This is a genomic window from Butyricicoccus sp. AM78-15b2TA, from assembly GCF_027665985.1.
Classification (GTDB): domain Bacteria; phylum Bacillota; class Clostridia; order Oscillospirales; family Butyricicoccaceae; genus Agathobaculum; species Agathobaculum butyriciproducens.
Genome location: NZ_JAQEHY010000006.1, coordinates 19505 through 42204 on the forward strand (window position 1 = coordinate 19505; position 22700 = coordinate 42204).

Consider the following 22700-nt stretch of genomic DNA (forward strand, 5'->3'; position numbering starts at 1 on the left):
TTGAATTGAGAATGGAAAATGGAGAATGGAGAATTGCGGTACGGCGCACCGCGCCGCATAAAATAATCGCGCATTGCGCGAATCCGCAATTTTCCATTTTCAATTCTCAATTTTCCATTTTTCTCGTTCATACGATAAATGAAAGTGAGATGTAAAACATGAGTGTAAGCCGTTCTGAAAGCTACAAGGCTGCCGGCGTTGACGTTACCGCAGGCTATGAAGCGGTCAAGCTGATGAAGCCGATGGTAGAAAGCACCTTTACCAAGGGCGTTATGGGTACGCTCGGCGGCTTCGGCGGCCTGTTCCGTCCGGAGTTCAAGGGCATGAAGGATCCGATCCTCGTTTCCGGTACGGATGGCGTCGGCACCAAGCTCAAGCTGGCGTTCCTGATGGACAAGCATGACACCGTTGGCATCGACTGCGTTGCCATGTGCGTAAACGACATCGCCTGCTGCGGTGCACAGCCGCTGTTCTTCCTCGACTATGTTGCAGTCGGCAAGAACCATCCGGAGAAGATCGCACAGATGGTTTCCGGTATCGCAGAGGGCTGCCGTCAGGCAGGCTGCGCGCTGATCGGCGGCGAAACCGCTGAAATGCCGGGCTTCTATCCGGAAAACGAGTACGATATGGCCGGCTTCTCTGTCGGCATGGTTGATAAGGAAAAAATGATCGACGGCACCGGCATCAAGGCCGGCGACGCGCTGATCGGTGTTGCCTCCTCCGGCGTACACTCCAACGGCTATTCTCTGGTTCGCAAGACGCTCGGCATCAACGAGAAGTCGGTTCGCCGCTACATCGACGAGTTCGGCAAGACCCTCGGCGAAGAGCTGCTGACCCCGACCAAGATCTACGTTAAGGCGATCCAGTCCCTGATGGGCAAGGTTGAGGTTAAGGGCATCAGCCACATCACCGGCGGCGGCTTCTATGAGAATGTACCGCGCATGCTGCCGGCAGGCATCGTTGCCAAGATCGAGAAGGCTGCTATGTCGGTTCCGCCGGTATTCGACCTGATCGCAAAGACCGGCAAGATTCCGGAGCGCGACATGTACAACACCTTTAACATGGGCGCCGGTCTGGTTCTGGCCGTTGCCGCTGAGGACGCTTCCCGCGCGGTTGCAGCAATTTCCGCTGCAGGCGAGCAGGCTTATGTGATCGGCGAGTGCGTAAACGGCGCCGAAAAGGGCGTAGAACTCGTTTAAGTAAATTGAAAATGGAGAATTGAGAATTGGCGCTATCCTTGCGCGGGTTTCGTCCGCGCTGCGTGGTTCAGTGCAAAGCGATGTATTGAATAATCGCGTTCTGCACGAATCCACAATTCTCCATTTCATTTGTTTTTTGGAGAAAAATAAATGACAAAAATTGCAGTTTTGGTTTCGGGCGGCGGCACAAACCTGCAGGCGCTCATTGACGCACAGCAGGCGGGCAAGATCGAAAACGGACAGATTTCGCTCGTTATTTCGTCCAACCCGAAGGCGTATGCACTCGAGCGTGCCGCAAAAGCGGCTATTCCCTCCGAGGTGCTGCGCCGCAGGGACTTTTCCGACGCGGAAGAGTACGGCAAGGCGCTTACCGCTCTGCTGGAGAACGCGGACATCGGTCTGATCGTGCTCGCAGGCTTCATGACCGTCCTGCCGGACAGCTTCTGCCGCCATTTTGAAAACCGCATTATCAACGTACATCCCTCGCTCATCCCCTCCTTCTGCGGAGAGGGCTTCTACGGTCTGCGCGTGCATGAAGCCGCGCTGGCAAAAGGGGTAAAGGTTACCGGTGCGACCGTGCATTTTGTATCCGAAGTGGTAGACGGCGGCGCAATCATCGCGCAGAAGGCCGTTGAAGTGGAAGATGGCGACACGCCGGAGACCTTGCAGAAACGCGTCATGCAGAACGCGGAGTGGATTCTTCTGCCGCAGGCAGTATCCGACTTCTGCGCAGGCAGACTGCGCGTGGACGGCGCTATCGTCCATAAAAACTGAACAGGAGTGACAGCATTATGAGCAAGAATGTTTTTGACATCAGCCAGGAGCTGATGAGCAACGCATATCCCGGCCGCGGCATTATTCTCGGTCGCACCCCGGATAATAAAAAGAATGTTATCGCCTACTTCATCATGGGCCGCTCAGAGAACAGCCGCAACCGCGTGTTCACCGAAACCGAGGACGGTATCCGCACGGAGGCATTTGACCCGTCCAAGATGGTCGATCCCTCGCTGATCATCTATCATCCGGTGCGCCTGTACAACGGTACTCTGGTCGTCACCAACGGCGACCAGACCGATACCATCGTGGACTATCTCAAGCAGGGCAAGAGCTACTTTGAGGCGCTCCGCACCCGCCAGTTTGAGCCGGACGCCCCCAACTACACCTCCCGCATTTCGGGCGTTGTCAACCCGGACGGCTCCTACAGCCTGTCCATCCTCAAGAACTTCACCTCGGACCGCACCGCCAACAAACGTTTCTTCTATGAGTACGATAAGCCGGTTGCCGGTCTGGGCCATTTCATCCATACCTATCAGTGCGACGGCGATCCGCTGCCGCCGTTCCGCGGCGAGCCGAAGTGCATCCGCATCGAGCTGCCCATTCACGAGTTCACCAACCTGCTCTGGAACAGCCTGAACGAGCAGAACAAGGTTTCGCTGTTCGTGCGCTACGTCGATCTCGAGACCGGCGAAGTCGAGCAGGAAATCCGCAACAAGAACGCAGAATAACTGCGGCCTGATGAGCAGAAAGGACTATTTATGAAAGAATTAGCCTTAAAATACGGCTGCAACCCCAACCAGAAGCCGGCCCGCATTTTTATGACCGAGGGCGAGCTTCCGATTGAGGTGCTCAACGGCAAGCCGGGTTATATCAACTTCTGTGACGCATTCAACTCTTGGCAACTCGTCCGTGCGCTGAAAAAGGCGACCGGTCTGCCGGCAGCAGCGTCCTTCAAGCACGTTTCTCCAGCCGGCGCGGCGCTCGGCAAACCGCTGACCGATGTCGAGAAGCAGATGTACTTCGTTGACACCGACAAGGAGCTGTCTCCCATCGCATGCGCTTACATCCGTGCACGCGGCGCTGACCGTCTGTGCTCCTACGGTGACTGGGCGGCTCTGTCCGACACCTGTGACGCAGACACCGCTTCCTACCTCGCACACGAGGTTTCCGACGGCATCATCGCGCCGGACTTCACCGCTGAGGCCCTCGAGATCCTCAAGACCAAGCGCAAGGGCGGCTACAACGTTGTCAAGATCGACCCGAACTACGAGCCAAAGCCGATCGAGCAGCGCGACATTTTCGGCATCCGCTTCGAGCAGGGCTACAACAACTACGAGATCAACGAGAGCCTGCTCACCAACATCGTTACCGAGAACAAGAATCTGCCGGAGAGCGCCAAGCACGACATGATCCTCGCGCTCATCACGCTGAAGTACACCCAGTCCAACTCGGTCTGCTACGTCAAGGACGGCATGACCATCGGTGTTGGCGCAGGTCAGCAGAGCCGCATCCACTGCACGCGACTCGCCGGCAACAAGGCCGACAACTGGTTCGTTCGTCAGCATCCGAAGGTTCTCGGTCTGCAGTTTGTTGACGGCATCCGCCGCCCGGACCGCGACAACGCGATCGACGTTTACACCTCGGACGAGTACGAGGACGTACTGGCTGAAGGCGTATGGCAGAAGACCTTCAAGGTAAAGCCGGAGGTGCTCACCGCTGAGGAAAAGAAGGCGTGGATTGCAAAGAACACCGGCGTAACCGTTGGTTCGGACGCATTCTTCCCGTTCGGCGACAATGTAGAGCGCGCACGCAAGTCCGGCGTTGAGTACATTGTACAGCCGGGCGGCTCCATCCGTGACGACAACGTAATCGAGACCGCGAACAAGTACGGCATCACGATGGCGTTCACCGGCATGCGTCTGTTCCATCACTAATGAAACTGCTGAAAGGCTATTATGCCTACTTAGCCGTATCCGGCGGACTGCTGCTCAGTCTGGCCGCGCAGCACAACTGGGCACTGCAGATACTGGCGTTCGCGCTGGTGTCTGCCGGTGCGCTGTCCGTGCAGAATGCGTCCCGCTGGTACATGCGCGCAAGCATTGCCGCGGACGTGACGATGGCGTTCAGGCTCATCCTCGGTCCGGCAGTCATCCCGCCCTGTCTGCTGCGGATTGTGCTGCAGTATGCGGCGCTCGTGCCGCTGCTGCTCACCGGCTGCATGCTGCTGATGGGTGTCAAAGACCAGATGCACAAGATCGAGCACAGCACGCTGCCCGAATGGGTTTTGCTGGTGATCTGGAGCGCGGGCTACATCCTCGTGCTCGTGAGCGCACCCGGCTGGCTGAACGACTATCTGTTTAACACCGTCTGGACGCTGGCCAATACCTGCATCTCCATCGGCACAGTAGCACTGATCGTAGAAATGTTCCGCGCACAGCGCATATACCTACAAACGGAGGAACAATAAATGAAAGTTTTGGTTATCGGCGGCGGCGGCCGTGAGCACGCCATCGTCCATACATTGAAGAAGAGCCCCAAGGTGGACCACATCTGGTGTGCGCCGGGCAACGGCGGCATTGCCGCTGAGGCGGAGTGCGTTGCCATCAAGGCGACCGACATCGACGGCATGGTGGCTTTCGCCAAGGAGCACAATCCGGATCTCGTTATGGTAGCACCGGACGACCCGCTTGCACTCGGCATGGTAGACGCGCTCGAGGCCGCAGGCATCCGTGCCTTCGGTCCGCGCAAGAACGCTGCTATTATTGAGGGTAGCAAGTCCTTTGCCAAGGATCTGATGCAGAAATACAGCATTCCGACCGCTGGCTACGCCGTTTTTGAGAACTCGGCGGATGCCATCGCGTACATCAAGAAGAACGGTGCGCCGATTGTTGTCAAAGCGGACGGTCTTGCACTCGGCAAGGGCGTTACCGTGGCTATGACCGAGGAAGAAGCCATCGAAGCAGTCAAGGACGCGATCGACGGCGGCGCATTCGGCGGCGCCGGTGCGCGTGTTGTTATCGAGGAGTTCCTCACCGGCCCTGAGGTTTCCGTGCTCGCCTTCGTTGACGGCAAGCATCTCAAGACCATGCCGTCCGCACAGGATCACAAGCGTGCCTACGACCATGACGAAGGCCCGAACACCGGCGGTATGGGCGCATTCTCGCCATCCCGCTTCTATACCGACGACATTGCTGCCGAGTGCATGGAGACCATCTTCAAGCCGACTGTTGCAGCCATGGAGAAGGAAGGCCGTCCGTTCAAGGGCGTGCTGTACTTCGGTCTGATGCTGACCCCGAAGGGCCCGCGTGTTATCGAGTACAACGCTCGTTTCGGCGACCCGGAGACGCAGGCTGTTCTGTCCCGACTGGACACCGACCTGTTCGACATCTTCAATGCCGTTATCGACGAAAAGCTCGAGGATATCGACATCAAGTGGGCGGACAATGCCGCCTGCTGCGTCTGCATGGCGTCCGGCGGCTATCCGAAGGCCTACGAAAAGGGCAAGGAGATCACCGGTCTGGACGATGTGACCGACTCGTTCGTATTCCACGCAGGCACCGCTGTCAAGGATGGCAAGCTGGTCACGAGCGGCGGCCGCGTGCTCGGCGTAACGGCAGTTGCCCCCACGCTCGACGAAGCGATCCGCAAGGCGTATGCCGATGTCAAGAAGATTCACTTCGATAAGGCGCATTATCGCACCGATATCGGCGTAAAGTAATATTTTACGTTTATTGTAGGGCGGGCTGACCTCAGCCCGCCCTACATTCTGCGTGAATGGAAGAAAGGAAAAAAGAATGAAAATCGAACAGCAAAATCAGATTTTAGGCTGCATGAACGATGTTCTCAACCAGAACGGCTTCCGTGCGGAAATCATGCAGAAGGACGGCGCACCGACCATTCTGCGCTGCGAGGCAATGCGTCAGGGCAAGGTTGCCAAGGACGTTGTGATTGAAGCCTGCTTCATCCCGATGCAGCTGCCCGCAGAGGACATGGGTCTGCTGCAGTTCTTCGTTACGCTGTTTCAGGGTGCCCCGGAAAACAACAAGGTGCAGCTTCGTCATGCGTGCGATTACTGCAACAACTTCTGTGCGCTCGGTTCGTTCGGCTTCTTTGAGGATGCCGGTCAGATTTACCTCAAGCACAACACTCTGGTGGACGGCTCTCTCGAGCTCGAGAAAATCATTCCGTTTGTGGCGGATAACATTTCCGTGCTGATTGCGGCAGTCTCCCGCTTCATCGACGGTCTGGCGCAGATTGCCTATGCAGGCATGACGCTCGACGCTGTTATCGAGCAGGACTTGTTCCCGAAGCTCGGCTGAAAAGCATAAAAACACCGCAGAGTAAGGCTTAACCGTCGTAAGGAACTATAAGTCCTGCGGTTAGGGCAGAGAACGGTGTGACCGTTAAGGTCACGCCGTTTTTTTGCGTCCAAGGGTAGATTCTGCAATCATGGGTTCTGCCAGTGCGGGGATTTCCACATGGTCCCTTTCAAGAATCCGCGAAATCTGCTCCGGGCCTTTGCCGTCAATGCAGAGGTCGAAGACGCGCTTGACAATCTGGGCAGCATCCTCATCCAGAATCCACTTGTCCTTGCCGCTGCTCGTTGCCCTATCTGCCGTGTTCGTCCAAAGGGCGAATGGGACACATGACATGAAAGTGCGGATTGGAAATGCCGACGTCCTCCTTGTCGAGAGAATGAACGGCAAAGTCCACTACCATACCCCGGCTCACAAAGTTCTCCAACAAAAATTGCCTTGCCAGAGCGATGTTCTCCTGCATGGAAAACTCGTTCTGCAAGGCAATGTCAAAGCGATACGCAAGCTGCGCTTTCTTTCCGTATTCGGCTTTCTCCACCGCGTTCCAGAGGGTTTCTCGGTCTGCATACTCCGATGGCGCATGCGATGGCAACAAGATTTCAGAGCAGCTCACGCACAGTCTGTGTCGATTTACTCCGGCTCATCCTCATCGAGCAGCGTGAGTACATCAATCGGCGCGTCATTCTGCGTCACCTGCACATGCACATGGGTGCCGAGTGCGGATTCTGCGGGAATGCTGTCCGCGCACACGCCGAGCGCCTCACCGGCGGAGACAACCTGCCCTTCCTGCACGCGTACATCGTCCATGCCGCAGTACGACGAGGTCAGGCCGTTATTGTGCGCCAGCGTCACACAGGTGCCGTACAGGCCATCCTCGGCAATCTGCTGCACAGTGCCGTCGGTCAGTGCGAGCACGGTTTCGCCGGCTTCTGCAGAGAAGTCCGTGCCGGCATGAACACGCCAGTCACCCATGGTCGGCTGGAACAGCAGCGTGTCACCCGAAAACGGCGTCAGCACGGCTCCGGACACCGGCCGCACATACACAGGGGCGCTGACCGTCACCGCCGGTTCCGGCTCTGCCGCCGCGACCGGCTGTTCCTCGAGCACTGACTCGGGTTCCTGCTCCTGCTGCGGAACGGTGGCCGGTTCGGCCGGTGCTTCGGCGGTCGAGTCGGCCGGTGCGATGATAGGCATGCCGGTGTCCGTCTCGATCGCGTTCTGCCGGTGTGCATTGCCCCAGATCACCCATGCGGATGCGGCGATGATGAGCGCGCACAGCGAAAGAATGGTGTAGAATCCGCGGGTAGAGAGCACCGCGGTGTGTTTGGATTGATATTGCTTCATGTCCCTTTACCTCCGTTGCTGACAGTATGGTCGGCTGCTGCGGAAAATATACGCGTCAATGAAAATTTGCTGCACAGCGAACACTTCATCGGCAGATGCCGGATAGCCCACAAAAGGTGGGACGTCTGCGGATTGTACCCAATCGCCGAATGTGGTATACTATAGCAGTTCAGACAAATACTGCAACAAGTGCGCACATACAGCACGCAAATACCATCGTCAATTTCACTTGACATGCGACAGCATGCCTGCGTAAAATTTCCTTGCTCTTTACGCGCTGTACACGCTGCTTTTGCTGCATTATTCATCCGAACTGCTATAAACAAAGAAAAGAGAAACGCAAGGAGGGTAAAGACTATGGAACTGGCTGACTTTTTCGCAATTGACCGGCTGTCGCAGCACGACGAGGAACTGCTGATCGAATCCGCGATGCAGATGCAGCAGATGATGCTGCTGTACGAATCCGGCATCCGTGAGATCAAGACCAAGCTGGATATTCTAAGCGATGAGTCGCGTATTTCGGGCAAGCCAAGCCCGATTGATGCCATCAAGAGCCGCATCAAAAGCCCGCGCAGCATTATCAGCAAGCTCAAGCGGCGCGGATTCCCGATCACGCTGCAGTCCATGATAGACAATCTAAACGATATTGGCGGTATCCGCGTGATCTGTCCGTTTATCGAGGATATTTACACAGTAGCGGACATGCTCATGCGGCAGGATGACTTGACGCTGATCGAGAAGAAGGACTACATTGCCAATCCCAAGCCGAACGGCTACCGCAGCCTGCATTTGATCCTCGAGGTGCCGATTTTCCTCGCGGAACGCACGCAGCCGGTACGCATCGAGCTGCAGATTCGCACGATGGCGATGGATTTCTGGGCCAGCCTGGAGCACCAGCTGCGCTATAAATCCGATGTGGAGATTCCGGAGCATGTATCCGATGATTTGAAGAAGTGTGCGGATGTTATTGCGGAGACCGATCAGGAGATGCAGCGCATCGCAAAAGAACTGAAAGTGCTGTAAAAGGAGAAATTATGCAATACATACCCATTATAACCCTGATTCTGGTTGTTATTCTGTTGGGACTGGTCATCGTCCTGCTGACCCGCAAGCCGGAAAAGCCGGAGCTTCCGCAGCAAATTGACCCAACCGCATCCATTACTGCGCTCGGTACGCTCGTGACACAAAACCTGCGCGAAGGCCGGGAAGCACAGAGCAATCAGCTTTCCGCGATGGATAAGAGCCTTGGCGACAAAATGAGCGGTCTGACCGATCAGCTCGGTCGGTTTGAGACGCGTCTGCAGGGCTTTACGGCGGAAACAACGCAGAATCTGACCAATATCCGCGAAACCGTGGACAAAAACCTGCACACCTTCACGGGTGAGACAAAACAGAATCTGGAAACCATCCGCAGCACGATGGACAAGAATCTGCACACCTTCACCGGCGAAACCAAACAGGATTTGGAAACTATCCGCGAAACGGTAGATAAAAATCTGCACACTTTCACGGGTGAGACTAAGCAGGATTTGGAGAACATCCGCGTTACAGTGGATAAAAACCTGCGTGCCATGCAGGAGGACAACAACAAAAAGCTGGACGATATGCGTCAAATTGTAGACGAAAAGCTGCAGAAAACGCTGTCTGAGCGCATGAATGAGTCATTCAAGCTGGTCAACGAGCGTTTGGAGCAGGTTTACAAGGGTCTCGGTGAGATGCAGACGCTGGCACAGGGTGTCGGTGATTTGAAGAAGGTGCTCACCAATGTCAAGACCCGCGGCATTGTGGGCGAGATTCAGCTGGGCGCGATCCTCGAGGACATTCTCGCGCCCGAGCAGTACGAAACCAACGTGGCGACCGTGCCGAACAGCCGCAATGTGGTCGAGTATGCGGTCAAGCTGCCCGTTGAGGACGGCAGCTTTGTCTGGCTGCCGATCGACTCCAAGTTCCCGGGAGACACCTACGGGGCGCTCCGTGATGCGTACGAGGAAGGCTCGCGCGAGCAGATTGACGCATGCGTCAAGCAGCTGATCGCCACCCTCAAATCCGAGGCGAAGGACATTCACGATAAGTACCTTGCGCCGCCGCATACGACCGAGTTCGGCATCATGTTCCTGCCGTTCGAGGGACTGTATGCCGAAGCCGTCAGCCGCGGCATGGTGGAGATTCTGCAGCGCGACTATCATGTCAATCTGGCCGGTCCGAGCACGATGGCAGCGCTGCTGAACAGCCTGCAGATGTCGTTCCGCACGATTGCGATTCAGAAGCGCTCGGGTGAGGTCTGGAGCGTTCTGGGTGCGGTCAAGACCGAGTTTGACAAGTTTGAAGCCTGCCTGACGCAGACGCAGAACCGACTCGATCAGGCGAGCCGCGAGCTGGATAAGCTGGTCGGTACGCGCACGCGCGCTATCCGCCGCAAGCTGAAGGGCGTTACCGAACTCAGCGAGAGCGAAACGCAGAAGGTTCTGGATATCGGCACTGATTCGGAAGAAGAGTGAAGAGATTCTTAACCGCTTTCTCGGCAAAGGAAAACACCGCAGAGCAAGGCTTAATAGTGATAAAGTACTATTTAGCTTTGCGAGGGGCAGAGAACGGTGTGACCACAATGGTCACGCCGTTTTTCTGCGTCCAGGGGTAGATTTCGCAACGACTCCATCCCAAACTTTGTGTGTCTACGATCTCTACTACGCCGCAATCTAATTTCCCTCGCTCTATCATTTTGCATCACTACCTCATATGCAAGAAAAAGCCTAGCTTTTGCTGAGCTTTTCGACTCTCGTACTTCGTGCGGCAGCACGCATAAAATAGAATTTGCGGAGCAAAATCATAAATTCCGAGAGCATGTATCTCGGAATTTATACAAGGGAAGAAAAAATGTGCCTGTAAGGCGCGGTTTTTCTTCGGAATTCGATCGAAAGCGTGGTTTCGATCGAGAGGCTGCTCGGAAAACGTTAGTTTTTCGACAGCCTCCGGTTATTTCGTTTGAAATAACCGGTTTTTCTTATTTTCTGATTCTGTTAAAAGTTTTTGTTCCGATTTGCGAGGGGCAATACACAGATACTGCCGCCGTATCGGCGTATGAGCCGAATATCTGACTCTAACCCCAAAAGAAACCCTGTCTGTTCCAACAACAGACAGGGTTTTCTCACTGTTACAGCACCTTTTTTTGCCGCCCGGAAGCTTTGACAGATTGAGCGTAGTCGCGGCCGAGCACGGCGCTGCACAGCTCTACCACGGCTGCGACCGGTGCATAGCAGAATACATCGTCGAAGCCGGTGCCGCCGGTCATTTCGCGCAGCTCTGCCGCCGAATTTTCCATCTTGCCGGTGTTGACAAAGTGCAGGTCGATGCCATCCTTCTCCTTAACCTCTGCGGGCAGAAACAGCGCCTCGGCGCGTGCCAGACGGTCCTCGTTCACATCGGTCACAACGACCATGGACGGACGTCACGGTGTAGCGCATACGTCAGCGCACCCAGACCCATCGGACCGACGCCTGCCATTATGACCAGCTTGCCGCCCTTTTTAATACCCATTTCGTGGTGATAAACACCTATCTTGGTGTGATAAGCGGCGTTAAGCACCGACCGAGCAGCTCATCGTCTCCGCAAGAGACGCCTCATAGTAAGCGCAGGCTGCAGCGTGAACTTCATGCCCGGCTTGAATTTATCCTGATGCTTCGCGCCAACCTTGACGATATCGCCCGCGAACTCGTGCCCCATGACGGCCGGATGCTCAGCTACATCGGGATGCACGCGCTTGTGCTCGGTGCCGAGGATGGCACACTTGTAGGCGGACATACAGATGCTGTCGGATACGACCTTGACCAGAATCTCATCATCGCGGATTTCCGGCAGTTCAAAGGTATCCAGACGCAGGATCATTCGCAGCATACAGACGTACATCTCTTGCTTTCATAATAAAACTCTCCTTCACCATATCTTAAAACACGATAGATTTCAGCAATTACAGCTTGGAAAAACGTACTTTCGGAAGCAGCGCCTCGATAACCGAGCGCTCGGCGGCCTGTGTGCCGCTGCACATGACATTCGCGGCTCCGGTTGCAGTCGAGAGACGGACCGCGTTCTCCTCGCTCATATCCTGCGACTCGGCATACGCCAGCGCGGCCACCACGCTGTCACCCGCACCGACCGTACTGCCGACCGGAACCTTGAGTCCCTCAGCGTAAATCGTGCTGCCCTTGCGCAGATACAGCGCACCGCGGCCGCCCAGCGAGATAACCACCCGTTCGATACCGCTCTCCAGCAGCTTTTGACCTTCTGCGGTCAGTTCTTCGATGGTTTCCAGTTTTCTGCCCGCCAGACGCGACAGTTCATCATCATTCGGCTTGATGAGGTACGGCGCGGCCTTTAAGCCTTCCGCCAGTAAAGCGCCGTCCGCATCGAGGAACACCCGCGCACCTGCGTTTTTGCATGCGCTCGTCCACACGCGATAGGTTTCCTGCGGTGCGCCCTTCGGCAAGCTGCCCGCCAGCACCACAATGTCGCCTGCGTGCACCTCAGCCAGAAGGTCGTTCAGCAGCGCATCTAAATCTGCATTCGTAACGGTCAGACCCGGCTCGTTGATGTCGGTATTCGTGTGACCGACCCGGTCGATAATTTTGATATTCGTGCGGGTCTGCCCCTCAACGAACCGGAACTGCGTGGTGAAATTCTCGTTTTCGAGCAGCTTTTCAAGTGTTCTGCCGCTCTCACCGCCCAGAATGCCGACGGCGCGGCTCTCGCCGCCCAGCTTGGCAATCACTTTGCTCACGTTAATGCCCTTGCCGCCGGGATCCGTGCGCATTTCCGTGATGCGGTTGACCGTGTCAAGCGCAATACCCGGAATTTCTACCGTTTTATCCAATGCGGGGTTGAGTGTTACCGTATAGATCATGGAATGACTCCTTCCAGATATTTGAAACCATTGAAACAAAAGCTATAATCAAAATAGCAACAGTCCACATAAGCGTCAATCTGTTATTTCAACAAATAATCCCTTTCGTTTTTGTAAAGAATCACAAGAGCACATTCTCCCTGTAAATTCTGTTCTGCGTGCAAAAGAAGCGGCAATGCAGATAAAGTGCCCCAAAAAGTTAGACAATCTTTTGAAGTAAAAATTGTTCAAGCTGCCGAAAGGGCTTGTTGGCTGTGAACCGCAGGCGACAAGCCCTTTAATTTTGCCTTGATTCTGCGGTTGTTGTAGTAGTCCGGATAGTCAATGAGTTCCTGCTTGAAGTGCTCCATGGACTGAATTTTTTGCAGATACAGCAGTTCACTCTTGAGCGGTCCGAAAAAATTCTCAATCACAGCGTTGTCTAAACAGTTGCCCTTCCGGCTCATGCTTTGACGGATACCCTTTTCACGAAGCATCCACTGGTATTGCTTGTGCTGGTACTGCCAACCCTGATCCGAGTGCAGGATTAGATTTGTGTTGTCCGGAATTTTTGCAAATGCCTTGTCCAACATCGTTGTCACCATGCTTAACACAGGTCGATCCGAAATCGTATAACTGACCAAATCACTGCTGTGCAAGTCAAGAATGGGCGACAAATACAGCTTTTCCCCGAACAGGCTGAACTCCGTCACATCCGTTACCCATTTCAGATTTGGCTTCCGCTGTGATACGGCGATAGCCGTACCTCGAGCATCGTTTCGACACCAGTTTCTTGAATTCTGGTGTGTATCGTTTGTTCGGTACTCCTTTTGGCATTAAAATCACCCCATCTGTTAGATAGTATATCACACTGTCTAACAAATGGGGTGCTGTTCAATAATCTCTCCTGGTTTTTCCTGTTCCTGAACGCAAAGGGTCTCCCGCCAAATGGCGGGAGACCCTTTCTCATTTTATCGGCTTATTTACCGGTCTTTTCACACAGATTCTGCATGATAACAGCTACCTGTGCACGGGTGGCCGTGCCCTGCGGGTCAAAACGGTTGCCCGATTTGCCGCTCAGCAGACCAGCCTTCTGCATTCTGGTTACAGCGTCCTTCGCGTAAGCGCGGATGCTTGCGCTGTCGGCAAATGCAGCTGCACTGCCGGTTTCCTCTACCTTGGTGCCGGTGGCGGTCAGATAATTATCCATGATAACCGCAGCCTGCTCACGGGTGATGAGCGCATTCGGATTGAAATGCGAAGCGTCCACGCCGGAAACGATCTTATTGGCTGCTGCCCAGTTGACGTATGCGTTGTAGTACATTTTGCTGTCTACGTCGGCAAACTGGCTCTGGGTGTTGTACGCGGAGATATCTGCGCCTGCCATACGGCCAAGCACGGTGACAAACATGCCGCGGGTCATACCCTCGTTCGGGGAGAAGGTGGTTGCGGTCGTGCCGTTGAACAGCGCCTTATCGGTCACATATTCGATGGCATCCTTTGCCCAGTGGCCCGCGATGTCGGTAAAGGTGCTTACCATACCCTCAACGACCTTAACATTCTTGCCCACGGTGCCGTAGTCGTCGTAATCCACAGAGTAATCGTTGAATACATCATCGGATTCGTAGCCTACTGCATCGGTGAAGGTGCCCTCGTTCCAGTCTGCCAGCGTTGCCCAGGTATTGGTATTGCCGGCCTTGACGGTGTACGCGTTGATAACCGGAATATCGGTGGACTTCTCTGCAACAGAGGAGTTCAGTACGGTAGTAACGCGAACATACTTTGCACTGCCCAGTGCGGAAATATCAACCGTGTTCTTGCCGTTCTTCAGCTCTGCAGACTGAGAAGCCTTTACGGTCTTGCCGTCGTCCGAGGTCTCAACGGTTGCGGTTGCAGAAGCCGCGCCGGTAATCTCTGCGTTATAGGTAAACTGTGCTGCACTGCCGGTCATTGCGCGCCACTCGGTGGTGTGCGTGCCCTTGGTGACGATATTCTCCGGTGCGTAATCCAGCCATACGACCAGCTTGTCGCTTTCCGGACCCTTTGCAGTCGGATTTGCGTAAATCTGCTTGTTCTCCTCTGCGGTCAGCTTGGTGGTATAGAAGCGGAGCTGGCCGATGTCGCCCGTCAGCATGGTGTGCGTCTTGCCGCGGCCGCGGCCCGTCAGCAGATGACGGTGGAATGCAAAGCCGGAGTACATGGACTTGCCTTCCCAGTTGCGGATCTCAGAATCAAAATCCGGTGCATCGGTGTGACCGCTTGCCTTGGTATCCTCGTAGCTGTCACCGCCGGTTGCACGATCAAAGCCGCCGGTGTACTGTACCCACTTGCCGAGGGTAACGCCGCCGCCCATATTCTCGTCGTCGTTCCAGAAGTACTCGCCGTTATCGTTGTTAAAGCCAACGCCGTAGGTAACCATGCCGGTCTTGCGGACTGCCATGCGGAACAGGTAGTTGGTGCCGTAGCTGATGGAAGCGCCCTTCATCAGCAGCGGGTTGTGGTCCCACTCATCGCCCGTTGCCAGACGATCGATGTTTGCCCAAACCATGCCGGTAACGCCGTTGTCTACCACATAGTTCTTGTTATCCGGAATTTCCACATAATCATCCACGCCGTCCAGGGACAGACCCCAGCCGCCGTTGTACTTAACGAGCGTCGGATTGCCGCGGATGATACCGTCGTTGCCCTTGCCGGACTTATCCTTTACGATCGGGGTGCCCTGAATAGAGCCGAGCACGGCAACGGTCTTCTCTGCCGAGTTGCCGACCTTGACGGTATAGCTGCCGCCTGCCGGTGCCTTGTAGGCAAACTCAACCGTGCGGGTCTCGCCTGCCTTGAGCGCAGTCTTCTGCGAGGTAACGGCTGCGCCGTTGATGTACAGCACTGTCTCTGCGGTGCCGTCCTCATTGCCGATGTTCTGCACATCCGCCTTGGCGTAGATGACATCGCTGGTCGGCTCGCTTACCGTGCCGCTGCCAAGCTGCAGGCGCAGGTTGCTGTAGGCGTAGGTCGCCTTGCGGAAGGTAACATTGACCGTCTTGGTGTAGCTGTCCAGCTTGAGGGTATGCGTGCCGAGTGCAGAAAGCGTCAGCGGTGCGCTCAGCGTTGCGGACTCTCCGGGATTCAGACCGACAACACGCTCCTTGCCGCTCTTGCCGAACTCATACAGCCAACGGTCGGTGCCGTTGTCCTTGACACACATGGAGGCGGTCGCCAGACCCTTGCCGACATTGGTCACCTTTGCGGATACCGTAACAGTGCCGTTGGACTGAACGGTGTCCGGGGTGATGGAAATATCGCTGTACGCCAGCTTGGCGCCGTCCTTGGACAGCGTAACCGTCTCAAATACCTTCTCGCCGTCGCTGCTCAGACCCAGGTTCTTATAGGTCAGCAGACCGTCCTTGACGGTTACTTCGAGCATATCGCCCTTGCCGGTTGCAAGCAGGTTGGGATAGTTGTCGTTTAGGCGCTGATCCGGCTTGCCGGTGTCGATCTTGCCGTCACCGATGCGGGCATCGCCCTGGGTTACATACAGGGTATCCGCGCCGCGCTTCGGGTCAGCAGAAGCATAGCGGGAATACAGATGGGTATGGCCGCTGAACATGATATTCACGTTGCCGTTCTCCACGATGGAGGGAACGTACTTGCGGGTCAGGTCATCCTCGAACGGATGGTGCATGGTAACAACGCGGAAGTCAGCCTTCTTGGCATTGTCGGTTGCAAGATCAGCCTTGAGCCAGTCGAGCGACTCGTTTACAACAGCCTTGGTTGCCGCATCTGCCTCGCCGCCGCCCGCAGTGGAGTTCAGCTCGAACAGCGACCACGGGTTGCTGTCCAGCATATCGAAATGCACCGGACCGCAGTCAAACGCTACGTTGCGTCCGGTCTCGTTGGACTTATACTGCTCCTTCTGCACCTTGGTGACATACTCATCAAAGTAGGCACCGTAATCGTGGTTGCCGCTGTTGTAGATAACCGGCACATTGTGCAGGAACGAGCCGACATTCTGGAACCAGTACGGGAACTGATCCTTCTGGGAGCCGGTGCCCTCTACCATATCGCCGGTATGCAGGATAAAGTCCGGATCGAACTGTGCGATCACGTCGGAAACCTTGGTTGCCGTTTCAAAGCGATGGCTGTCGCTGACAACCACAAAGCGGATCTCATTCGAATTTTCGGGCAGCGTGCGGAAGTGACCATCCATAGTCTGTCCGTCCTCGGTCTCAACCTTGTAGGTATAGGTCGTACCCGGAGTCAGATCGGTCAGGCGGGCACGATACATGTGCATGCTCTCACCCTTAAACTTTTCGCCCTCCTCTACCGGAACCTCGAGCGTTTTCTTGTCCGCATCGCTCGTACCGTAGGTAATGGTGGACTTCATCGGTTTATCCAGTTCCCAAACGACAACCATGCCGTTTGTTTTCGGGGTCATCAGGTACGGACCCGTCAGGAAGGAGCCGGTATCCGTCCTTCCGATTGCGAAAGCAGTGCTCGGCACCAGTGTTGCCAGCATCACGGCCGACAGCACACCGCTGAGCAGCCGCCGCATACGCGAAGATTTTTTAGCCATTTTCTTTTCTCCTTTCTCTTCACGGTACGGCTGCTGCCATACCGCCGCGTCTATGTTAAACCTTTTAAGTTAAGGCAATACCGCATAATTGAACAAGAGTGATTTGCGAGTAAATTTTGCGTACTGACGAGGCCCAGTTTTGCGGTAATACTTGATGTATTACCGTGAAACTGCAACAAAGTCAGGACACAAAATTTCCGCAAAGCACCGCCGCTTTAATTGTGCGGTGTTGCCTTAAGGTTCGCGCGCCGTAAATATGCGTGTCGAAGTACGAAATCAGCCGCGTGCGGTTCTCGCCTGCCCACTCCAAATCGTAGGTGATGAGCTTGACCTCGTCCAGCGGCGGCAGTCCATCCGCTGCGCGGGCGGTGCTGTTTGCCGGAAGACGGCAGCTTTTCGCTTCGATATAGCATTCCTCTCCGCGGGAAGAGGTCAGCCAGTCGATAAAGATGCGGGCGTTTTCGCGCTCCTGCTCCGGTGCACCACGCACAAGCGCGCACGCGCCGATCTCATAGCCGGTGCCGTCTGCCGGACTGCGCACCGCAATGGGATAGCCATCCAGCGCCGCACGGAAGGCGTCGTGCGAGAACACAATACCGACGGCGTATTCGCCGTTTTTTACCCGCTCTGCCGGCTCCACACCCGAACGGGTGTACAAACCGACGTTTTGGTCTAATTTTTGAAGATACTCCCACGCCTTGTCCTCGCCGCGCATCTGCACAAGCGTTGCCAGCGTGGTATACGAGGTACCCGAGCTTTTCGGAGTTGCCATCACAATCTGCCCTGCCAGTGCTGGCGACAGCAGATCGTCCCAGCAGGTCGGCATCGGCGTTCCCGTCCGTGCAAACCAGTCGGTGTTGCAGGCGAAGCACAGCGTACCGATGTAGATCGGATTCCACACGCCCTGCTCATCCTGATAGGCTTCGGGCACATCGGTCAGCTCGGGACTTTGATACGCCTCCAGCAGACCGGCCTCTCGCAGCTGAATATAGTTATCCGCCGAGCCGCCCAGCAGCACAGAAGCCTGCGGGTTGTCCCGCTCCTGCTCGAGCCGCGCGGTCATTTCTCCGGCAGGAAGATGAATACAGTCCACGGTGATGCCGGTATCCTTGCGGAAGGCACTGCAGTACAGCAGCGTTTCCGACTCCGGCAGCGGACTGTAAACGGTAAGATGGTCATATTTCGGTGTTTCTGTCCCCTCCTCCATCGCATGATCGTGCTCCTGCGGTGAGGGATCGTTCTGCTGCTGACCCGTACAGCCGCAGAGCAGTCCGGTCAGCAGCAGAACAACAGGAAGAAAACATATTCTTTTCATAGCTTCCACCTCGACACAAAAGGCGGGCAGTTTTTCTCTGCCCCTATACTATAACAGTTTAAGCGGCTTCGCTCTACCGTCCATCATCCGATAAAATTTTACCATTCAAGAAGGCCGTTCCTGAACGGTGAATTTCTTACGATATTATTTTAGGCAGTACCGCATAATTAAGCAAGAGCGATTTGCGAGTAAATTTTACGGACTGACGAGGCGTGGTTTTGCGGTAATACTTGATGTATTACCGCAAAATCACAACAAAGTCAGGGCACAAAATTTCCGCAAAGCGCCGCAGCTTTAATTGTGCGGTATTGCCTCATCTCTCTTCCGACCGGCTGCGGTACTCGCGCGGCGAAACACCGACGTGCTTTTTGAACAGATAGCTGAAATAGTGCGAATCCTGATAACCGACGTCGAACGCAATATCGCTCATGCGGCTGTTGCCCTCGGTCAGCAGATGCTTTGCCGCCTCGATGCGGACAGCGGTCAGATATTCGACAAAGGTCTGACCGGTCTCCTGCGAAAACACGGTGGAAAAATGGTTCGGACTGAACCCGACCTCTGCCGCCACCATGTGCAGCGAAATACCGCTGTCCGCATAATTTTCGCGGATAAACTCCTTTGCACGGCTGATCTCCGCGCTGTATCGCACATTCTGATGGCGATAACACAGACGAGTCATGCGGCCGAGCACCTCGGCGGCACAGGCCTTTGTGCCCTCGAGCGTCGCCGCCTGACCGAGCACCGCCTGCGGATCCTCCGGAGGCGGAATGCTGCCTGCCTGCACCTCATCAGCCAGCTGAGAGGCCGTGACGAGCAGGTTCATCAGCAGATAATATCGGTACAGCACGCTCTGCACGTCCTGCGCCGCAGAGCCACCGAAGTAGCCCTCGACAATACGCGGCACGTCCTCGGGGGCGGCATGCCGCAGCTTGTCCGCCAGCGAGCCGCCCGCCGAGAAATCGAACTCGTGCTGCACACCGGCAAAGTCCGTGCTGCCGAATACGCCGTCCTCCGCACATGCGGAGGCCTGCAGCAGTGTATCCTTCGCTGTGCGGTAGCTTTCCGGCAGGGCGCTGACACGGGAGACCGGTGCGCCGATCGCGCACAGCGCGTTCCAGCCCAGCACCTGACAAAGCTCGTGCCGCAGGTTCTGACAGAACTCGTAGGCGGTTTCGCGCACAGCTTCCTCGGTCTCTCCGCGCAGCAGGAGTATCAGCCGGCGGCTGCCGCGGAAAAAGGCGCAGACCTCGCTTTCCTCACCGCACAGACGCTCGGTCAGTGCGCGCACCTGCTCCTGCACGGCATTTTCCGGCAGGCGCACGATGCACACAAGATACTGCTTCGCTGTCAGCAGCAGCCCCCAGCGTTCTCCCTGTACAGCCGCCTCCGCAGTCGGCACGCTGCCCAAGAGCAGGTCGTTGAGAAAATGCTCACGCAGCACGTCCTCCTCGTGTTCGCTGCGGCTGTTTGCACCTTCCGAGCGAAGCTGCTGCTGCTCCTGCTCAATCTGCTCGGCAACCTGTCCAAGCGTTTCAAGCAGCTGCGCCGAGCTGACCGGCTTGAGCAGATACGCGTCCGCGTGCAGCGAAACCGCCTTCTGTGCATACTCAAATTCATCGTGTCCGCTGAGGAACACAATACGCAGCCACGGCATGGTGCGCCGCACAACCTTTGCCAACTCCAGACCATCCATAAACGGCATGCGGATGTCCGTAATGAGCACATCCGGCTTCATTTCCATCAGCATAGGCAGTGCCATTTCGCCGTCCGGCGCTTCACCTGCAAACAAAAAGCGTTCCTGCTCCTTTTCAATGCAGTTGCGGATGCCATCCCGGATGATCTCCTCATCATCCGCAATAAATACACGCATCATAGCGTTTTCCCCTCCTGTTCGTCCGGTACGGTGAAGCTGATGCGTGTGCCGTGCCGGTATTCACTCTCGATCGTCAGTCCGCAGCCGTAATACAGCCGCAGACGCTGTTCCACATTGCGCAGACCGTAGCCGCCCTTGCCGTCCGGGTCAAGCGGAGCGCCGTTCTGCAGCGAGGCCCGTACCTCGGCAAGACGCTCGGGTGTCATGCCCATGCCGTTGTCCTCCACGGCGAAGTACATGCCGCCTGCCTGCCTGCGGCCGGTCACGGTAATCTGTCCTCTGCCGCGCCTGCGCTTAATGCCGTGATAAATCGCGTTTTCAACCAGCGGCTGCAGCACGATTTTCAACATATACCGCTCGTGCAGCGCGGGATCAATATCAATCGTATACCGCATGATGCTGCCGTACCGCACCGACTGAATCTGCAGATAGTTTGCAACGTGCTGTTCCTCGCGCTCGACCGTTATGTAATCCGCGCCGCGGCTGAGCGAGATGCGCAGAAAGCCGGTGAACGCCATCGTCATCTCGACGACCTCGCTGTTGCGGCCCTCTTCAGCCAGCCAGACGATGGTTTCCAGCGTATTGTACATGAAATGCGGCGTAATCTGCGCCTGCAGCGCCCGCAGTTCAGCTTTTTTGATGGTCTTTTCCTGCTCGACCCGCTCATGAATGAGCGCACCCAGCTGCTCCGCCATTGTATTGAGATCGCGTGTCAGCAGATGCAGCTCGTCGATCTCGGTCGGCGGGACGCGCTCGGTCAGCTCACCGGCGGCAATGCGGTTGGCAAACTGCTCCAGCTGCCGCAAAGACGCGCCGATCGCACCTTCCAGATTGTCAGATGCCCGAATAGTCAGCCAGATCATCACGCCGACCAGCGCAATGAGTGCAAGCGCTGCCGCACCCAGTCCGTGCTGAATGCAGGCGTTGAACCGGCCCATGCGGGCGATCTCATTCTCGATATAGCGGTCAAGCATGCTGCCCGCCAGATGGCCGACGCTGTGAATCTCGCGGTACAGCGATTCGTTGCGGCTGACTGCGGCACCGGCGTCCATCTGCGTTTCCAGCTGATCAACGTAGCTGTCGATCGTGCGGATGGCGCGCAGCGCCGCGTTGAGGTACTGTGCCTCGTCCTCTCCGGCACTGTCCAGCATATCGTTCAGTTCCCACAGAGCACTGTCGATCAGCATCCGCTGCCGTCCATCCTCGAAGGAAATACGGCCGGAAACCACGTTCCACACCTCATCCGGCAGATCCTGCACCAGCACAGTGCGGACCTCGGAGGCACGGGTCGTCAATGCAATATCCGCGCCATAGCGCTGTGTCAGCACAACCAGCAGACCTGCCAGCACGCACACCGGTAAAATCATGCAGACCACACTGCGCAGCAGCGACCGCCGCAGCAAGCCGTGCAGGCTGTGATGGGATTTACGCATCGGCTGTTCCCTCCTCCGTCAGCACGGCGGTGTCCGCCAGAGCGATATAGGGCTTCCACGGTGCCTTCGCAATCTGCTGGGCTGCGTCTGCGGTCAGCTCGGCCAGCTGGGTGTCATCCAGCGCACCGATTACGGCAACCTCCCCTTTTTTCTGCAGCGCGCGCAGCTCCGCACCGCCGCCAAACGCACAAATCAGCACATCCTTGCCCGGTTTGCGGCCGTGGCTGTGCAGATAATCCACCGCACCGAGCGCCATCGCGTCATTCTGGGCGAAAATGTAGCCGATTTCGTCCAGATGATCCTCCATCTCCTCCAGTATTTCGCAGCCGCGCGAGCGCATGCCGTCGCCGCACAGGCTGTAGGTTACGGTCAACCCGTGTTCCTCCAGAGACGCGCGGCAGCCGCGTGCAATCTCTCTTGCATCCGAAGCATTTACCGTGCCGTAAAGCTCCAGTACACCGTCCCGCGGCATGCGCTGCTGCAGAAGCGCATCCGCCGCCTGCTTGGCGAGCGACGCATAATCAAATCCTATATGCTGCAGCGGCACATCATCCACGCCGCGTATCGCGCGGTCTATCGACAGCAACGGCACGGAGGCGGATTTTGCTTCGCGCAGCACGTTGTCCCAGCCGCTTTCCACCAGCGGCGTAAATGCGATTGCGTCCACCTGATACACGATCAGCGCACGCACGGCTTCAATCTGTGCCTCCTGCGTGCGCTCGACCGGCATTTCCAGCACTTTGAAGCCATGTTCCTCCGCCGCATGTACAAGCGCTTCGGACTGCGCTTCGCGCCGGTCATCCTCTGCCGCCGTGGTGACAATGCCGAGCACCGGCACATGGGCATTCTCTTTTTCCGGCTGCGCCAATCCCTGCAGCAGCCGCAGCAGCACAACTGTGCAGAGCAGCAGCAATGCCGCCCCTTTCCATCGCTTCATGGTTTTCTCTCCGTTTCTTGTTCTCTCCTGAATGATTTAATCATATCACACTTTGGAGGAATG

At 56.2% G+C, this 22700-nt stretch carries 19 protein-coding genes and 1 pseudogene; 9 read left to right on the top strand and 11 right to left on the bottom strand.

The genetic code is table 11. The annotated features are described in order from the left end of the window. The first annotated feature begins 158 nt into the window (after nt 1–158). From purM to PGS25_RS07340, 7 genes are all read left to right on the top strand, one after another. On the top strand, nt 159–1199 hold the full coding sequence (purM, locus tag PGS25_RS07310) for a phosphoribosylformylglycinamidine cyclo-ligase (RefSeq protein WP_270418127.1): 1041 nt from the start codon (nt 159–161) through the stop codon (nt 1197–1199). A gap of 150 nt (nt 1200–1349) precedes the next feature. After that, on the top strand, nt 1350–1973 hold the full coding sequence (gene purN / locus PGS25_RS07315; protein ID WP_118286178.1) for a phosphoribosylglycinamide formyltransferase: 624 nt from the start codon (nt 1350–1352) through the stop codon (nt 1971–1973). Between the two features lie 17 nt (nt 1974–1990). Next, nucleotides 1991–2704, top strand: a complete 714-nt coding sequence (locus PGS25_RS07320; RefSeq protein WP_117492078.1) for an IMP cyclohydrolase — start codon at nt 1991–1993, stop codon at nt 2702–2704. 30 nt (nt 2705–2734) lie between these two features. Next, on the top strand, nt 2735–3910 hold the full coding sequence (locus tag PGS25_RS07325) for a phosphoribosylaminoimidazolecarboxamide formyltransferase (RefSeq protein ID WP_118753662.1): 1176 nt from the start codon (nt 2735–2737) through the stop codon (nt 3908–3910). Further along, the gene (locus PGS25_RS07330; RefSeq protein ID WP_270418129.1) at nt 3910–4443 is read left to right on the top strand and encodes a hypothetical protein; all 534 of its coding nucleotides are present in this window, start codon (nt 3910–3912) and stop codon (nt 4441–4443) included. Before PGS25_RS07325 ends, PGS25_RS07330 begins: the two co-directional genes overlap by 1 nt. Continuing rightward, on the top strand, nt 4444–5694 hold the full coding sequence (gene purD, locus PGS25_RS07335; protein ID WP_270418130.1) for a phosphoribosylamine--glycine ligase: 1251 nt from the start codon (nt 4444–4446) through the stop codon (nt 5692–5694). It begins immediately after the preceding gene. Between the two features lie 76 nt (nt 5695–5770). After that, nucleotides 5771–6295: a hypothetical protein gene (locus tag PGS25_RS07340; RefSeq protein WP_270418131.1), complete on the top strand. Its 525-nt coding sequence runs from the start codon at nt 5771–5773 to the stop codon at nt 6293–6295. A gap of 292 nt (nt 6296–6587) precedes the next feature. On the opposite strand, the pseudogene PGS25_RS07345 reads toward PGS25_RS07340, so the two are convergent. Together PGS25_RS07345 and PGS25_RS07350 are read right to left on the bottom strand one after the other, a co-directional pair. Then, nucleotides 6588–6905 (bottom strand): annotated as a pseudogene (locus PGS25_RS07345) (MobA/MobL family protein); the annotation flags it as partial. Between the two features lie 17 nt (nt 6906–6922). Further along, nucleotides 6923–7636 carry a peptidoglycan DD-metalloendopeptidase family protein gene (locus PGS25_RS07350; protein WP_270418132.1) on the bottom strand — a complete coding sequence of 238 codons (714 nt, stop codon included), beginning with the start codon at nt 7634–7636 and terminating at the stop codon, nt 6923–6925. A gap of 357 nt (nt 7637–7993) precedes the next feature. Here PGS25_RS07350 and PGS25_RS07355 point away from each other — a divergent pair, with 357 nt between their 5' ends. Both PGS25_RS07355 and rmuC read left to right on the top strand, forming a co-directional pair. After that, entirely contained in the window at nt 7994–8659 is a 666-nt protein-coding gene (locus PGS25_RS07355) for a GTP pyrophosphokinase (RefSeq protein ID WP_117492072.1), read from the top strand. 11 nt (nt 8660–8670) lie between these two features. Then, a complete protein-coding gene (gene rmuC, locus PGS25_RS07360; RefSeq protein ID WP_243022911.1) occupies nt 8671–10134 on the top strand; it encodes a DNA recombination protein RmuC in 1464 nt (487 codons plus the stop codon). Nucleotides 10135–10787: 653 nt separating this feature from the next. Here rmuC and PGS25_RS07365 read toward each other — a convergent pair. The 9 genes from PGS25_RS07365 to PGS25_RS07405 form a co-directional block, all read right to left on the bottom strand. Then, complete coding sequence (locus PGS25_RS07365) at nt 10788–11072, bottom strand: hypothetical protein (protein WP_270418134.1); 285 nt, start codon at nt 11070–11072, stop codon at nt 10788–10790. Nucleotides 11073–11230: 158 nt separating this feature from the next. After that, nucleotides 11231–11527 carry an alcohol dehydrogenase catalytic domain-containing protein gene (locus PGS25_RS07370; RefSeq protein ID WP_270418136.1) on the bottom strand — a complete coding sequence of 99 codons (297 nt, stop codon included), beginning with the start codon at nt 11525–11527 and terminating at the stop codon, nt 11231–11233. Nucleotides 11528–11600: 73 nt separating this feature from the next. Continuing rightward, the gene (gene pfkB, locus PGS25_RS07375) at nt 11601–12530 is read right to left on the bottom strand and encodes a 1-phosphofructokinase (RefSeq protein WP_118729169.1); all 930 of its coding nucleotides are present in this window, start codon (nt 12528–12530) and stop codon (nt 11601–11603) included. A gap of 227 nt (nt 12531–12757) precedes the next feature. Further along, nucleotides 12758–13267, bottom strand: a complete 510-nt coding sequence (locus tag PGS25_RS07380) for an IS3 family transposase (RefSeq protein WP_442865249.1) — start codon at nt 13265–13267, stop codon at nt 12758–12760. A gap of 221 nt (nt 13268–13488) precedes the next feature. Beyond that, nucleotides 13489–17079, bottom strand: a complete 3591-nt coding sequence (locus PGS25_RS07385; protein WP_270418137.1) for an S-layer homology domain-containing protein — start codon at nt 17077–17079, stop codon at nt 13489–13491. Nucleotides 17080–17260: 181 nt separating this feature from the next. Then, nucleotides 17261–18394 (bottom strand): ABC transporter substrate-binding protein, encoded by a 1134-nt coding sequence (locus PGS25_RS07390; protein ID WP_270418138.1) that lies wholly within the window; start codon nt 18392–18394, stop codon nt 17261–17263. Between the two features lie 313 nt (nt 18395–18707). Beyond that, the gene (locus tag PGS25_RS07395; RefSeq protein ID WP_270418139.1) at nt 18708–20267 is read right to left on the bottom strand and encodes a response regulator; all 1560 of its coding nucleotides are present in this window, start codon (nt 20265–20267) and stop codon (nt 18708–18710) included. Beyond that, complete coding sequence (locus tag PGS25_RS07400) at nt 20264–21700, bottom strand: sensor histidine kinase (protein WP_215705374.1); 1437 nt, start codon at nt 21698–21700, stop codon at nt 20264–20266. The genes PGS25_RS07395 and PGS25_RS07400 overlap by 4 nt, the downstream gene beginning before the upstream one ends. Next, nucleotides 21693–22637 carry a substrate-binding domain-containing protein gene (locus PGS25_RS07405; RefSeq protein ID WP_270418140.1) on the bottom strand — a complete coding sequence of 315 codons (945 nt, stop codon included), beginning with the start codon at nt 22635–22637 and terminating at the stop codon, nt 21693–21695. The genes PGS25_RS07400 and PGS25_RS07405 overlap by 8 nt, the downstream gene beginning before the upstream one ends. Nucleotides 22638–22700: the final 63 nt, after the last annotated feature.